The 14,597-nt window shown below is 65.5% G+C and carries 16 protein-coding genes and 1 tRNA gene; 7 read left to right on the top strand and 10 right to left on the bottom strand.

Annotation, left to right across the window (positions count from 1 at the left end; translation table 11 throughout):
- The first annotated feature begins 48 nt into the window (after positions 1–48).
- The 3 genes from rpsD (at position 49) to aguB (ending at position 2,577) form a co-directional block, all read left to right on the top strand.
- On the top strand, positions 49–663 hold the full coding sequence (gene rpsD / locus LZ016_RS03190) for a 30S ribosomal protein S4 (RefSeq protein ID WP_241445806.1): 615 nt from the start codon (positions 49–51) through the stop codon (positions 661–663).
- Between the two features lie 76 nt (positions 664–739).
- A complete protein-coding gene (locus tag LZ016_RS03185) occupies positions 740–1,729 on the top strand; it encodes an agmatine deiminase family protein (protein WP_241445805.1) in 990 nt (329 codons plus the stop codon).
- A complete protein-coding gene (gene aguB, locus LZ016_RS03180) occupies positions 1,726–2,577 on the top strand; it encodes an N-carbamoylputrescine amidase (protein WP_241445803.1) in 852 nt (283 codons plus the stop codon). The genes LZ016_RS03185 and aguB overlap by 4 nt, the downstream gene beginning before the upstream one ends.
- Before the next feature lies 1 nt (position 2,578).
- Here aguB and LZ016_RS03175 read toward each other — a convergent pair whose 3' ends face one another.
- Positions 2,579–3,073, bottom strand: a complete 495-nt coding sequence (locus LZ016_RS03175; protein ID WP_241445801.1) for a GNAT family N-acetyltransferase — start codon at positions 3,071–3,073, stop codon at positions 2,579–2,581.
- Positions 3,066–3,737: a uracil-DNA glycosylase gene (locus LZ016_RS03170; protein ID WP_241447436.1), complete on the bottom strand. Its 672-nt coding sequence runs from the start codon at positions 3,735–3,737 to the stop codon at positions 3,066–3,068. Before LZ016_RS03170 ends, LZ016_RS03175 begins: the two co-directional genes overlap by 8 nt.
- A gap of 23 nt (positions 3,738–3,760) precedes the next feature.
- Between LZ016_RS03170 and folK the strand changes: the two genes are divergently transcribed.
- From folK to LZ016_RS03150, 4 genes are all read left to right on the top strand, one after another.
- Positions 3,761–4,252 carry a 2-amino-4-hydroxy-6-hydroxymethyldihydropteridine diphosphokinase gene (gene folK / locus LZ016_RS03165; RefSeq protein ID WP_241445800.1) on the top strand — a complete coding sequence of 164 codons (492 nt, stop codon included), beginning with the start codon at positions 3,761–3,763 and terminating at the stop codon, positions 4,250–4,252.
- Positions 4,253–4,268: 16 nt separating this feature from the next.
- Positions 4,269–4,344 (top strand) — tRNA-Lys (locus LZ016_RS03160).
- A gap of 145 nt (positions 4,345–4,489) precedes the next feature.
- Positions 4,490–7,078 carry a TonB-dependent receptor gene (locus LZ016_RS03155; RefSeq protein ID WP_241445799.1) on the top strand — a complete coding sequence of 863 codons (2,589 nt, stop codon included), beginning with the start codon at positions 4,490–4,492 and terminating at the stop codon, positions 7,076–7,078.
- Positions 7,079–7,178: 100 nt separating this feature from the next.
- The gene (locus LZ016_RS03150; protein ID WP_241445798.1) at positions 7,179–7,817 is read left to right on the top strand and encodes a PilZ domain-containing protein; all 639 of its coding nucleotides are present in this window, start codon (positions 7,179–7,181) and stop codon (positions 7,815–7,817) included.
- A gap of 1 nt (position 7,818) precedes the next feature.
- Here the strand turns inward: LZ016_RS03150 and LZ016_RS03145 are convergent, their stop codons facing one another.
- The 8 genes from LZ016_RS03145 to gcvT are packed head-to-tail and all read right to left on the bottom strand — an operon-like array spanning position 7,819 to position 14,543.
- Entirely contained in the window at positions 7,819–8,229 is a 411-nt protein-coding gene (locus tag LZ016_RS03145) for a PilZ domain-containing protein (RefSeq protein ID WP_241445797.1), read from the bottom strand.
- Positions 8,230–8,264: 35 nt separating this feature from the next.
- Positions 8,265–8,915: a DUF938 domain-containing protein gene (locus LZ016_RS03140; RefSeq protein WP_241445796.1), complete on the bottom strand. Its 651-nt coding sequence runs from the start codon at positions 8,913–8,915 to the stop codon at positions 8,265–8,267.
- The gene (gene gcvPB, locus LZ016_RS03135) at positions 8,916–10,424 is read right to left on the bottom strand and encodes an aminomethyl-transferring glycine dehydrogenase subunit GcvPB (protein WP_241447435.1); all 1,509 of its coding nucleotides are present in this window, start codon (positions 10,422–10,424) and stop codon (positions 8,916–8,918) included.
- 53 nt (positions 10,425–10,477) lie between these two features.
- On the bottom strand, positions 10,478–11,836 hold the full coding sequence (gene gcvPA, locus LZ016_RS03130) for an aminomethyl-transferring glycine dehydrogenase subunit GcvPA (RefSeq protein WP_241445795.1): 1,359 nt from the start codon (positions 11,834–11,836) through the stop codon (positions 10,478–10,480).
- A 1-nt stretch (position 11,837) separates the two neighbouring features.
- On the bottom strand, positions 11,838–12,230 hold the full coding sequence (locus LZ016_RS03125) for a hypothetical protein (RefSeq protein ID WP_241445794.1): 393 nt from the start codon (positions 12,228–12,230) through the stop codon (positions 11,838–11,840).
- Positions 12,227–12,991 (bottom strand): class I SAM-dependent methyltransferase, encoded by a 765-nt coding sequence (locus LZ016_RS03120; protein WP_241445793.1) that lies wholly within the window; start codon positions 12,989–12,991, stop codon positions 12,227–12,229. The genes LZ016_RS03125 and LZ016_RS03120 overlap by 4 nt, the downstream gene beginning before the upstream one ends.
- Positions 12,973–13,344: a glycine cleavage system protein GcvH gene (gene gcvH, locus LZ016_RS03115; protein ID WP_241445792.1), complete on the bottom strand. Its 372-nt coding sequence runs from the start codon at positions 13,342–13,344 to the stop codon at positions 12,973–12,975. The genes LZ016_RS03120 and gcvH overlap by 19 nt, the downstream gene beginning before the upstream one ends.
- Positions 13,341–14,543: a glycine cleavage system aminomethyltransferase GcvT gene (gene gcvT / locus LZ016_RS03110; RefSeq protein ID WP_241445791.1), complete on the bottom strand. Its 1,203-nt coding sequence runs from the start codon at positions 14,541–14,543 to the stop codon at positions 13,341–13,343. The genes gcvH and gcvT overlap by 4 nt, the downstream gene beginning before the upstream one ends.
- Positions 14,544–14,597: the final 54 nt, after the last annotated feature.

Raw genomic sequence — 14,597 nt, 5'->3', positions numbered from 1 at the left:
CCGCCGGTGCGGTCCGGGCACGACATAGAAGCAAGTTGGAGAACAGACGTGAGCAAGCGCTCAAGCGCCAAGTACAAACTCGACCGCCGCATGGGTGAGAACGTCTTCGGACGTCCCAAGAGCCCGGTCAATCGCCGCGAATACGGTCCCGGTCAGCACGGCCAGCGCCGCAAGAGCAAGGTGTCGGACTTCGGCATCCAGCTCCGCGCCAAGCAGAAGCTGAAGGGCTATTACGGCGACGTCACCGAAAAGCAGTTCAAGCGGACGTACCAGGAAGCGAGCGCCATGAAGGGCGACGCTTCGCAGAACCTGATCGGCCTGCTCGAGCGCCGCCTCGACATGATCGTCTACCGCGCCAAGTTCGCGCCGACGATCTGGGCGGCCCGCCAGTTGGTCAGCCACGGTCACATCCGCGTCAACGGCGTGAAGTGCAACATCGCGTCACGCCGGGTGAACGTCGGCGACGTCGTCGAGCTCGGCTCGAAGGCGCAGGAAATGGCGCTGGTGATCGAGGCTCAGAGCCTCGCCGAGCGTGACGTTCCCGACTACGTCGTTCCGGACGGAACTTCGAAGGTCACCTACAGCCGCGTTCCGACGCTCGACGAGGTGCCCTATCCGGTCCGCATGGAGCCGAACCTCGTGATCGAGTTCTACTCGCGCTGACCTTTGGATCGGTTCGAGCAAGTGGGGCGATCCTTCGGGGTCGCCCTTTTTGTTTGTCATTGCTAGGCGCGCCGTCATGACGTCGTCCAATCTTGGCCCACCCCTGCCCGAATGGGCACCGCATCAGGCCGTCTGGATCGGCTTTCCCTCGGACCCCGACCTCTGGCTGGCCGACCTCAAAGAGGCCGAGCGCGAGGTAGCCGCCTTCGCGAAGGCCGTTCACGCCGATGGCAAGGGCGACGAGATCTGGCTCGTCGCCGCGCACGATGATGCTGCCGCCAAGGCGCGCGAGCTCGCTCCGTTCGCCAAGGTGATCGTCGAGAAGTTCGGCGACATCTGGCTCCGCGACAGCGGTCCGATCGTCATGGGCGCGGGCAACCAGCGCCGCGCGCAGGGGTTCCGGTTCAACGGCTGGGGCAACAAGTACGACCTCGAGGGCGACCAGGACGTCGGCGAGCGGATCGCTCGCGAGGCAGGCCTCGCCTACTCCCAGGCCAACTGGGTTCTGGAAGGCGGTGCCATCGACCATGACGGGTCGGGCACGGTCGTCACGACCGAGCAGTGCCTCCTCAATCCAAATCGCAATGCGAATCTGACCCACGAAGAGGTCGAGGGTCGGCTGGAGCATGACCTGGGCTTCGAACGGGTGGTGTGGCTCGGAGACGGGCTGATGAACGACCACACAGACGGCCACGTCGACAATCTCGCTCGCTTCGTAGCGCCTGGCCGCGTCGCGATCCCCACGGCCGCCAGGGACGATCCCAACGATGCGATCTATCGCGATGCCGCCAAGCGCCTGAAGGCCGCAAAGCTGGACGTCGTCACCCTCCCCTCGCCCGGCCGCGTGCTGAGCGAGGACGGCGACATCATCCCGGCGAGCTACATGAACTTCTATATCGGCAATGCGGCGGTCGTCGTGCCGCAATACGGGGCCGAGAATGACCGCGCGGCTGTGGAAGTCGTCCAGGCGCTCTTCCCCGACCGCGTTGCAATCGGCCTGCGCGCCGACCACATCCTGACCGGAGGCGGAAGCTTCCACTGCATCTCGCAACAGGTTCCCGCATGAGCAAGCTCACCGTCGCTGCACTGCAACTCGCCTTCACCGACGACACGGTCGCGAACATCCGCGCCGTCAGTAACCTAGTGCGCGAAGCCGCGAGCAAGGGCGCGGAAGTCGTGCTGCCTCCGGAGCTGTTCGAAGGCCCTTACTTCTGCCGTGTCGAGGATGAAGGCCTGTTCGCCAACGCACGCCGCACCGAGGAGCATCCGTCGGTCGTGGCGATGCAGGAGCTGGCGAAGGAGCTGAAGATCTGGATCCCAACGAGCTTCTTCGAGCTCGACGGCCCGCATCACTACAATTCGCTCGCGATGATCGGCCCGGACGGGAAGGTCGCGGGCGTCTACCGCAAGAGCCACATCCCCGATGGCCCAGGGTACGAGGAGAAGTTCTACTTCCGCCCCGGCAATACCGGCTTCAAGGTCTGGAACGGCCCGCACATGTCGACGCTCGGCGTCGGCGTTTGCTGGGACCAATGGTACCCGGAAACCGCCCGCGCGATGATGCTGATGGGCGCCGAAATCCTCTTCTATCCCACTGCGATCGGTACCGAGCCGCACGATCCCGACCTCGACACGTCACGCCTGTGGCGCCGTGCGATGATCGGCCATGCCGTGTCGAACGTCGTGCCCGTCGTCGCCGCCAACCGCATCGGCACCGAGCACGGCCAGCGCTTCTACGGCCATAGCTTCATCTGCGACGAGCGCGGCGACATGCTCGCGGAGTTCGGGGCCGATGAGACCGGCGTGCTGGTCGCGACGCTGGACCTCGCGCAGGCGAAGAAGCACCGCGCCGCGTTCGGCTTCTTCCGGGACCGCCGGCCGGACCTTTACGGGCGGCTCACTCAGGACGTCTGAGTTACAACTCTAGCCGGAAGTAGATACTGTCGCAAAGCTCGTCGCCGACCTGCCATGTGCCGGTGCCACGACCCGTCTCGACGAAGCCGTGTCGCTTGAGAAGCCGGATCGACGACAAGTTCCTCGGGTCGACGTCGGCGGTCAGCTCCGTCGCGCCGCGATTGCGGCAATGTTCGATGAAGGCCACCATCGCCTCGCTCGCATAGCCTTTCCCCCAGTGAACCGGGTCCAACAGGAACCCGAACTCGGGAAGCTTCCAGGCACCGAACTTGCCGATCACATCGCCGTCGAGGGTGACGAGGAAGTCGTCGCCGACTGAGGGGTCCGCCTCGACCATCGCGGCGACCCAGCGCTCAGTCTCATCCAGCGTCCGGTGAGGCGGGCTCGACCAATATCGCATCGCGACCGGGTCGCTCATGATCCGGTGCATGGCGACGGCATCTTCATATCCAGCACGCCGAAGCACGAGGCGTTCGGTGCGGATCTCGTCAGCCATCGCGGAGCGCCAGCGCTCGCTCGAATACGCTTTCGAACATCTCGACGTTCAGCCGGTTCGTGTTCTGGTTGTAGCGCGAGCAGTGGTAGCTCGACAGCAGGATGCGCCCGTCCGGAGCGACCGCCTCCGCGCCATGGCCGAACTTCGTCGAAGCCGGCGGGAGTCCCAGCGCGCGCGCCGCGGCGACGTGCGCAATCTGCCCCAACGCGACCAGCACTCGCACTTTCGGCAGGGCAACAAGTGCCGCTTCGAAATAATTGCGGCAGGTCGCGATCTCGCGCGGCTCGGGCTTGTTCGCGGGCGGAAGGCACTTCACCGCATTGAGGATAACGGCGCCCCTAAGCTTCAGCCCGTCCGCCGGGTCCGCGCGATATTCTCCCTCCGCCAGCCCGAACTTCAGTAGCGTCGCGTAGAGCAGCTCACCCGCATAATCGCCCGTGAACGGCCGGCCCGTGCGGTTGGCGCCGTGCTTGCCCGGCGCAAGGCCGACGATGCCGAGCCAAGCATCAGGGTCTCCGAACGCGGGAACGGGCGCATTCCACCAATCGGGGAACTCGGCGCGGCACTCATGCCGGAAGATCACCAGCCGCGGGCACAGCGGGCAGTCGCGCGGCGCTTCGGCCTGCGGAACTGGCGACAGATCGGCGGGGCTGGCGAACGGCATTGCGCTGACGTAGGCGAGCCTAAGTGTCCGGCGCAACGCACCTCTACGCCATAGCGATTGGCTCCAACCGTCCGCATGGCCGTTTCGGTCGACCGACGGGGGTCGTCGAAGCCGCCATCGGACGTCTCGATCAGGACTTCGACCTGTTCGATGCAGCTCCAATCCTGATCAATCCGGCGCACGGCGCTGCGGGCCGCGACTTCGCCAATTCCGTCGCGCTCATCGAAAGCGATCTCGACCCTCCGGCAATGCTGAAGCGCCTGAAGGGGCTGGAACGCGACTTCGGCCGCAGGCGCGGGCGCCGCTGGGGCTCGCGCGTCCTTGACCTCGACATCGTCGCATGGAGCGGCGGCAAATGGTCGAGCCATGGCCTCACCATTCCGCACAAATCGGCCGCCAGCCGCAACTTCGTGATCGGGCCATTGGCGACGGTGGCGCCGGGGTGGAGGCTCGACGGCCACGTCACCGCGCATCATTTCGCCCATCGCCTTGCCCGGCGCCGTCCACACAGGTAACGGGGCTCCGCTGGTCGGGCCCATAGCTCAGTCGGTAGAGCAACTGACTTTTAATCAGTAGGTCGCTGGTTCGAATCCAGCTGGGCTCACCAGCACTTCCCGCCTGTATTGGCTGCCTCTCCAGGCAATTCGCGCAAATGGAGAGAGTTTCGCCTCTCTATCGGACGATAACTGCCGTCCGTCGAAGGATCGCGATAGGTCATCCGACGTTAAGGGACCTTGGACGACCGGGCGGGCATGAACCTCGATAAACAACTGCTGTTCCAAACCTCGGCAGCGCTCGCGTTCTGCGTCGCCATTTCCACTCCCGCGTTCGCGCAGACCCAGACCGCTACGCAGAGCCAGGCCCAAACTCCTCCCACCGAGGAAACATCGACCCAAGCTCCCGCGCAGGGATCCGAACAGCAGGCGCCTCCTGCGGCAGCCCCTGAAGAGGATCCCTATGCGGAAGGCGGCGAGATCGTCGTCACTGGCGTGCGGCGCGGATCGGTCATCGGGGACATCCCGCCGGAGAACCAGCTCGGCCCGCGCGACATACGCGCAACGGGCGCGACGGACCTGTTGGAGCTCCTGGACGCCCTGGCGCCGCAGATCGGAAGCGCCCGCGGTCGCGGCGGTGAGGCTCCCGTGCTTCTGCTCAACGGCAAGCGCATTTCCGGCTTCCGCGAGATCCGGGACATCCCGCCCGAGGCGATCGAGCGGCTCGACATCCTGCCGGAGGAGGTCGCGCTCAAGTACGGCTATCGCGCCGACCAGCGCGTCGTGAACATCGTCCTTCGCGAGCGCTTCCATTCGACGGCGACGCGGCTCGACGGAACCGTGCCGACCGAAGGCGGCAATTTCGGCGGAGTCGCGGACGTGACCCGGCTTGCCATCAACAAGGCCGGTCGGACAACGACCAACATTCATGCCGAGGGCAACACGTCGCTCAAGGAGAGCGAGCGCGACATCGAGCTCGAAGATCCGAATGGGCCCGACGATCGCTCGGCCCGTACGTTGGTCGGGTCGAAAAAGCTCATCCGCGGGACGGAGACGATCAACCGCACCGTCCTCGGCGACGCCAGTGGCACGCTGAATGCGGAAGTGCAGTACAACGAGGGTCGGTCGCTGTTCGGCCTGTCGGACGTCGCGCTCGAACCGCTTGTTCGGAACATCAGCAACGCCACCGGCCATCTCGGCTTCTCGCTCAATGGCGACAAGGGAAAGTGGCACCTGTCGGCAACTGGCAACGGCGACGTCGGCCGGGCGGTGACGTACAGCGACCGTCTCGACGAGGGCGACCCGCGCAATCGTGCAGAATCCGTCTCAACCTCGGCGGACATCAACCTGATGGCCAACGGTCCGCTGGTCTCACTGCCCGCGGGAGACGCGAACATCACGGTCAACGCAGGCGGTAGCACGCTTCACCTCGACAATGAGAACCGCATCCAGGGGATCTCCGCGTCGAACGATCTCGGCCGGACGCAAGGCAATCTCGCCGCCAATGTCGACCTTCCGATTTCACGTCGCAACCGTGACTTCAGCGCGCTGGGCAACCTCACGCTGAACGCCAATGCGGAAGTCGACCAGCTCTCGGACTTCGGGACGCTGACCGTGCTTGGTGCGGGCGCGAACTGGTCTCCCGTGGACCGCCTCAACTTCCTCGTGAGCTGGACCCGCGAGGAAGGGCCGCCGACCATCCAGCAGCTTGGCGACCCGATTATCTTCACGCCCGACACGCGCGTGTTCGATTTCACGACCGGTGAGACGGTCGAGGTCACGGCAATCAGCGGCGGAAACCCGGATCTGCTTGCCGACAAGCGCAATGTCCTGAAGTTCGGCGGCAACTGGAAGCCGTGGGAGAAGACGGACCTCCGGCTTCGCGCCGAATATGTTCACCAGACGATCGACAATGTGGTGGCGAGCTTCCCCGGCATCACCGCCGAGCTCGAGGCCGCCTTCCCCGATCGTTTCATCCGCGACGCGTCCGGCCAGCTGGTCAGTGTCGATTTCCGGCCGGTGAATTATGACGAGTCACGCCGGGATACGATCCGGCTGGGTTTCGACTTCTCCAAGCCGCTGAAGTCCGCACGCCCGTCGCAGGCAGCGATCGACCGCTTCCGCGCGCAACGGGCTGCCGCGGGTGGTCGCACGCAAGGCGTTGCTCCTCCGCCACCGCCGGAGGGTGGACCCCTTGGCGGCCCTGGACCGGAGAGCGGACCCCCACCGGGCGGTGGTCCTGCCGGTGGCGGCTTCGGTCCTGGCGGTGGCGGTGGCGGAGGTGGTTTCGGCCGCTTCGGCGGCGGTCGGCAGGGCGGACGTCTTCAGTTCTCGGTGACCGACACGATCACCCTGGTCGACGAAGTCACCATCCGGCCAGGACTTCCGAAGCTGGACTATCTTCATGGCGATGCGTTGGGGTCGACGGGGGGCCGTCCACGGCACCAGGTTGAAACCCAGGCAGGTTATTTCAACAACGGCCTTGGTGCGCGCCTTTCCGCCAACTGGCGCGGCGGCACCCATGTCGACAGCCTGACCGGAAGCGATCTTGACTTCTCGCCGCTGGCGACGTTCGACGTTCGATTATTCGCGAACCTCGGCGAGCGCTTCGACCTCGTGTCGAAGCATCCCTGGCTGCGCGGCTCATCGGTTCGGTTCGAGGTCACGAACCTGTTCAACTCGCGGCCGCGCGTTCGCGACCAGGCGGGACAAGTGCCGAATAACTATCAGGCAGATCTGCTCGATCCGCTGGGCCGGACGATCTCGATCTCGATCCGGAAGCTGTTCCTTCCGCCGCCGGGCTTCTTCCGGAGACAGAACGCGGACCAGCAACGGCCTCAAGGCTGATTTGCGACGAACGGTCCAAGCCGGTGCAAAGGTCAACGATCTGGTAAGGGCCAACCGATATCGATGATGTGCTCGGGAGAGATATGGGGCGGAGCGACGAGTGCAGAAACAACCGGTCGAGACCACTCTGTACTCGTTCTCCGAGCATACGCCGGAACCCGCGGAACGTCGCGACGATGAGCGCCACCTGACGCTCTTCCGCGTCGGTTCGCTCAACATCGGCGACCGCCGCGAGCTTTGCCTAATCAAGAACATCTCTGCCGGCGGCATGATGATCCGCGCTTATTGCCCGCTGACGCAAGACATGCGCGTTTCCGTCGAGCTGAAGCGCGGGGAGCAGATCTCGGGCCGTGTCAGCTGGATCCAGGACGGTTCCGCCGGCGTGGAGTTCGACAAGCGCATCGACGTCGTCGAGCTTCTCGCGAACTCTATGGACGGTCCGCGCCCGCGCATGCCGCGCGTCGAAGTGCGCTGCATCGCCTCGATCAGGCTCGGCGCGCAAGTCTACGGCATGCGCGCGCACGACATTTCACAGGGCGGCCTCAAGGTCGAATCGAACAGCAGTCTGCCGATTGGTTCGGAAGTGGTCGTGGCGATTCCCGGTCTGCGCCCGCAGCCGGGCGTCATCCGCTGGCGCGAAGGCTCCTGCTACGGGATCACCTTCAGTCGGCTTCTTGCCCTCAGGGAATTGGTCGACTGGCTTCAATCGCAACGCGAGCTGCTGCGCGCCGCCGGTTAGTTCACTCGCCTGGGCGATTCGCGCCCGGGCTCCAGATCCAGCTTTCCGCCAGGCGCTGCTGTTCGGAGGTCATCGACCGAGGCGTGAAACCTGGACGGTATGCACGCGGCTGAATCTTCGGCCGGGGCTGCGGAATGTGCCGAAGCACTTCTTCCGGGTTCAGCTTCGAATTGAAGGCGATGCCGGCGAAACTGCCGTTCACCCAGACGACCTTGCCTTGGACGCACAATTCCTTGCGGCAGAACACCACCGGCGTGCCTTCGATCGGCAGCGACTTGCTTTCCACAAGCGCGCCGTCCGCAGACATGTTGCGGAGTTTCACCGATTGGGTCGCACCCGCGTGCTCGATCTCTGCCGTAAGCAGGACCTGAGAACGACGCGATCGCCGATTCTGACAGTTGCTAGCGTCCATGCGCATCGAGATAAACGAGCGAGGTAAAGCTTTGCTTAAGTGCGAGGCGAATTCGTCAGCCTGAACAGCAGCATGAGGTTGTTGGCGGGCATTTGGCGGGTTTGGGCCAGAACGAAACCGGCGCGCGATGCCGCGTCCGCGAAATCTTCGACGCGGCGAAGGCCCCATGCAGAATCGCGGCGCTTCAGCTCGGCGTCGAACGCGACGTTCGATGGGGCGGTCTCGAGGTCGTCCTTCAGCCACGGCCCGTAGAGGATCAACGGACCACCCGTCTCCAGCACGCGTGTCGCGCCCGCGATCAAGCCGAGCGAAGCGCTCCAAGGGCTGATGTGCGCCATGTTGATGTTGAGCACGGCATCGGCACGGTCGACAGGCCAGTCGGCCTGCGAGGCATCGATGACGACAGGCGCAAGCAGGTTCGGCAGGGCAGCTTCATTCCGCCGCGCGGCGAGCGATGCGAGCGCGTCCGGATGCGTGTCGCTCGCCTGCCAATCGAGGCCGGGGAAGCGTTCCGCGAAATACACCGCGTGTTCGCCGGTCCCGCTCGCGACTTCGAGTACGGTACCGCTCTCCGGTAACCATTGACGAAGCACATCCGCAATCGGCTCGCGATTGCGGAGCGCTGCAGGAGCGGAGCGGCGCGCCTGGCTCCCGGCGGGAGCTTCGTAGAAGCGCCGGTCGCCCACCTACTCCGCCGCTTGGGCCGGCTCCGCGTCCTTGTAGACCAGCACCGGCTTGCGCGCGGCGAGCGTCTCGTCGAGGCGGCGCCGCGGCGCATAGACCGGGGCAGCCTTCAGTCTTTCGTCCCCCGCCTTGGCCCGCTCGGCGATCGAGCGGAACGCGGCGATGAACTGGTCGAGGCTCGCCCTCGATTCCGTCTCGGTCGGCTCGACGAGCATCGCGCCATGCACCACCAAGGGGAAATACATGGTCATCGGATGGAAACCCTCGTCGATCAGTGCCTTGGCGAGATCCAGCGTGCTGAGCCCCTCGCCGAAGCCGCGATCGGAGAAGAGAGCCTCGTGCATGCAAGGGCCGCTCGGGCCGAACGGCGCATCCAGCAGGTCCTCGAGCGAGCGCAGGATGTAGTTCGCGTTGAGAACCGCATCCTCCGCAACCTGCCGAAGACCGTCCGAGCCATGGCTCAGCATGTAGGATGCCGCGCGTGTGAACATGCCCATTTGCCCATGGAACGCGACCATGCGCCCGAAGCTCTGCGCGTGATGCTCTTCGGCCGTCTCTTCTTCGACGAGGACGAAGCGATCACCCTGCTTCTCCACGAACGGGAGCGGAGCGAAGGGCGCTAGCGCGGCGCTGAGAACGACCGGACCCGCACCCGGACCGCCACCGCCGTGCGGTGTGGAGAAAGTCTTGTGCAGGTTGATGTGCATCGCGTCCACGCCGAGGTCGCCCGGACGGACCTTGCCGACGATCGCGTTGAAGTTGGCTCCGTCGCAATAGACGAATGCACCGGCCGCATGCACCGCGTCGCTGATCGCCTTCATGTCCGGCTCGAACAGGCCGCACGTGTTCGGATTAGTGATCATCACCGCCGCGACGTCCGGCCCCAGCCGGGTCTTCAGCGCTTCGAGGTCGACGCGGCCCGCCTTGTTCGCGGGGATGTTCTCAACGCGATAGCCGGCGAAGGCCGCCGTTGCCGGGTTCGTCCCGTGAGCGCTCTCCGGAACAAGCACGACCTCGCGTGCATCGCCGCGCGCTTCGAGCGCCGCGCGAATGCAGAGCAGGCCGCACAGCTCGCCATGCGCCCCCGCCTTCGGGCTCATGGCCACCGCCGGCATGCCCGTGAGCGTCGTCAGCCAGTTGCCGACCAGATCGATCAGCTCGAGCGCACCCTGGACACTGTCGATCGGCTGCAGCGGGTGCGCGTCCGCAAAGCCCGGGAGTCGCGCGACCTTCTCGTTGAGCCGCGGGTTGTGCTTCATGGTGCACGATCCGAGCGGGAAGAGCCCGAGGTCGATCGCGTAATTCTGGCGCGAAAGCCGCGTGTAGTGCCGCACGGCTTCCGGCTCGCTGAGCCCGGCCAAGCCGATACCGCGATGGCGCTCCAGATCGCCGAGGCGGCCCGCGTTCGCCTTGAACTCGGGGAAGTCGACGCCGGTCTGCTCGGTCGAGCCGATCTCGAACAGCAGCGGCTCTTCGAGCATCAGCGCCCGATTGCCGGTCACGGTCTGCATTTCGCCCTGCTCGTTCGCGCGAGTCGACGGCCGCCAGCCTGAAGGATTGACGGTCACTTGCACACCTCCTTCAGGCCCGCTTCCAGGGCGTCGATATCCTCGTCGGTCGCGGTCTCGGTGACCGCGATGACTAGCCCGTTCTGAAGCGCATCGGCGCCCGGATAGAGACGGCCGAGCGAAACGCCGCCCAGGATGCCGTTGTCGGCAAGGTGACGAACGACGGGGCGAGCCTCGACGGGCAGCTCGATCGTGAATTCGTTGAAGAAGCTGTCGTTGACCAGCCGAACGCCCGGGATCGCCGCCAGCCGGTCCGCGACCTCGCACGCGCGCGCGTGATTCAACTGAGCGAGCTGCCGCAGCCCCTTCTCGCCGAGCAGGCTCATGTGGACCGAGAACGCTAAAGCGCAGAGGCCGGAGTTGGTGCAGATGTTCGACGTCGCCTTTTCGCGGCGGATATGCTGCTCGCGCGTCGAGAGCGTCAGCACGAAGCCGCGCTTCCCCTCGGCATCGACCGTCTCGCCCGCGAGGCGGCCGGGCATCTGGCGAACGTATTTCTCGCGGGTGGCGAACAGACCGACGTACGGCCCGCCGAACTGCAGCCCGACGCCGATAGATTGGCCCTCGCCGACCACGATGTCCGCGCCCATTTCGCCCGGCGAGCGGATCAGGCCGAGCGCGACGGGCTCCGTCACCACTGCGATGAGCAAAGCGCCATTTGCGTGAGCAGCTTCGGCGATCGGAGTCAGGTCGGTAATCCGACCGAGAATGTCCGGGTATTGGACGACGACCGCGCTCGTTTCGCCGTCGATGGCTGCAATCAGCTTGTCGGCGTCAGTTGCGGCGTTCAGCTCGGGCAGCGACGTGTTGAGAACGTCGCCCGTGAACTTCGCCATCGTGTTCGCGACGCTGACGTAATGCGGGTGCAAGCCCGACGAGAGGATCGCCTTCGTCCGCCTCGTGATCCGCCGCGCCATGACGATCGCTTCCCAGCAAGCCGTCGAGCCGTCGTACATCGAGGCGTTGGCGACCTCACAGCCGAGGAGGCGCGCGACCTGCGTCTGGAATTCGAAGAGCACCTGCAGCGTGCCCTGAGCGATTTCCGGCTGATACGGCGTGTAGGCCGTCAGGAATTCCCCGCGCTGAATGATATGATCGACGCTCGCCGGGATGTGGTGCTTGTAGGCGCCGCAGCCGAGGAAGAACGGCACCTCGCCGGCGGCAAGGTTCTTGCGCGACAGCGCCGTCAGTTGGCGCTCCACGGCAAGCTCGGACGCATGAGCCGGAAGCTCGGCTATCGGTCCGGCAAGCAGCGCATCCGCCGGGACGTCGCAAAAGAGATCGTCGATGGCGGAGGCCCCGACGGCTTGCAGCATCTCGCCGCGGTCGGCTTCGGAAAGTGGAAGGTATCGCATCCTAATTCTCGAAAGGCGGGGGTTCAGTGGAAACGACCGAGCGCAGGCTCACCACGGTGAGGTCGGGCGCGCGGTCGAGGCAGACTTGGACGACGCAGCCGGAGTCGAAGCGTGCGTCGAATTCGACGTAGGTCGGCAAAAGCGGCTGGATCGTCTGGTCGAACTTCGCATCGGTCGCGATCGAAAGATGCTCTCCCGCACCCTCGGGATCCGAGGCCGGGCGCTCATCGATGGCGCACGACAACGAGCGGCAGGAGTTCACCCAGCCCTGCAGCCGTACGGTTCGCCCGTTAAACTTCTGCGGATCGGACCGGATGGCGGCGATCGTCGTCGCGACCGGCGGCGCCGGAGCGGGCGCCAGCTCGATTGGCGCGAACATCGCAAGCCAGATCACTTCGGCTTCCTCATGATGAAGCGAAGGCGCACGTAATCGGCATTGTCGGAAGCGACGGTCTCGGCGACGGCTTGCGCAATGTCGGCGCGGTCCTCTTGCGGGACGCCGGCGCGATCAAGCCAGCCGCGGCGAAAGGTCGTAACCCACTGCCCCACCCCATTGGGCAGCGGCGTTGGGCGCTCGATCAGCCGGGCATCGATCTCGTCGAATCCGGCAGCCTCGTAGATGTCGGCGAACTCTTCGACCGACGGATACCAGTTCGAGGATTCGAGCGGCGGCGGGTAGCCACGAGCGACGAGCTCCGCATCGAGCGCCTCGCGAAGCCGGCGCAGATTGCCCTCGCCGCCCATCTCGCCCGCAAAGCGGCCGCCAGGCTTCAGCGCCTGGAACGTGGCGCGAGCAACGCGCTCCTTGTCGAGCATCCAGTGCAGCGCCGCGTTGGTGAAGGCCGCATCGAACTCGGCAGCGAACGTCATGTCCGCTGCGTCCATCTCTAGCACTTCGATGCCGATAGCGCGCGCTGCGGCCACCAGTTCGGGCGAATTGTCGACCCCGATCACCTCGGCACCGCGCTCGATGATCTTGTGGGTCAGCGCGCCGTCGCCGCAGCCGACGTCGAGGATCCGCTCGCCCGGCTGCGGGTCGAGCAGATCCAGCGCGGCCTCCCCCAGATCGGAGACGAACCGTCCGATCCGGGCATAGTCCGCAGCGTCCCAGCTGCTGGTCGAGGCGGCTATTTCGGTCAGAGCGTCTTCACCCACTCGCGGTAGGACGCCTCGCCCATGAGTTCCTCAAGCTCTCCCGGATTGTCGAGGCGCAGCTTGAAGAACCAACCTTCGCCTTCGGGATCGCGGTTGATCAGCGCGGGATCGTCGGCGACCGCCTGGTTGCCTTCGGTCACTTCGCCCGCGACCGGCGAGTAGACGTCCGAAGCTGCCTTCACCGATTCGACGACCGCCGCTTCCTGCCCCTTCGCGAGCGTGCGCCCGGCCTCGGGCACTTCGGCGAAAACGATGTCACCCAAAGCCTCCTGCGCGTGATCGGAAATGCCGACCGTCGCCGTATCGCCGTCCACGCGGACCCATTCATGTTCGCGGGTGAAGTAGACCGTCATGCATTTGCTCCCTTGCGGTGATAGCGGTGGGGGACGAACGGCATCGTCGTGACGCGCACGTCGAACAGCTTTCCGCGCTGCTCGGCCTTCAGCGTCGTGCCCATTTCGGCGAGATGGCTTGCGACGTAGCCCATGGCGATCGGCCGCTGCAGCGAGGGCGAGAAGCCGCCGCTGGTGATCCGGCCGACTTCATTGCCTTCCCCGTCGAGAATGAGAGCGCCCTCGCGCACCGGCTGGCGACCCTCGACATCGAGCCCGACGCGCTTCTGCGCGGGACCGTCCCGAAGTTCGGCGAGGATGCGCATGTCGCCCGAGAAGCCGCCTTCCGCGCGGCGGCGCTTGCCGATGGCGAAGGAGAGACCCGCCATGACCGGCGTCGTGCTGCGGTCCAGGTCGTGGCCGTAGAGGGGCAGACCGGCCTCAAGGCGAAGGGAGTCGCGAGCGCCAAGCCCGATCGGCTTCACCCGCTCGTCGCCTACGAGCCAGTCGGCGATCGTCTGTGCCGCAACCGAGGGGACCGAAATCTCGAATCCGTCCTCACCGGTATAGCCGGAACGGCTGATCCAGACCGGATGGCCGCCCGCGCGAAACGGTCCACCCTGCATGAAGCCGAGATCCGAAACGCCGGGCGCCATGGCCTCGAGCACTTCGGCCGCCTTCGGCCCCTGGAGCGCCAGCAGCGCCTGCTCCCGCATATGATCGACGACGACATATTTCGGCAGCCGGTGCTGCAGGATGTCTATGTCCTCGTGCTTCGTCGCGCCGTTGACCACGACGTAGAATTCCTCGCCGCGGCGGGTCGCCATCAGGTCGTCGATGATGCCGCCGTCTTCGGCGAGAAGCACCGAATAGCGGAGCTTCATGTCACCGAGCAGCTTCAGTTCGCCCGGTAGAAGCGTCTCCAGCGCGACATCGACATGGTTGCCGTGCACTAGCAGCTGGCCCATGTGGCTGACGTCGAACAGGCCGGCATTCTCGCGGGTCCAGAGATGCTCGACCATGATCCCTTCGTACTGGACGGGCATCTCGTAGCCGGCGAAGGGCACCATCCGGCCGCCGTGGCGCCGGTGCCATTCGTCCAGTGGAAGCTTGTCGAGAGTGGGCTGCTCCAGACCCGCGCCGCCCTCAGGATCGCCGCTATAGGGCGTACCCCGGGCCTGGGTCTCGTCGGTCGGGCCGTTGTGGACTTCCTTGCTCATCAAGCACGCTCCGGCATGAGTGCGACGACTTGCGCTCGCGAAAGCGCCACAGCC

The sequence above is a fragment of the Sphingomonas telluris genome (assembly GCF_022568775.1).
GTDB classification, from domain to species: Bacteria; Pseudomonadota; Alphaproteobacteria; order Sphingomonadales; family Sphingomonadaceae; genus Sphingomicrobium; species Sphingomicrobium telluris.
Note: the sequence above shows the minus strand (reverse complement) of the source record. Positions and strands in the feature narration are given on the sequence as shown.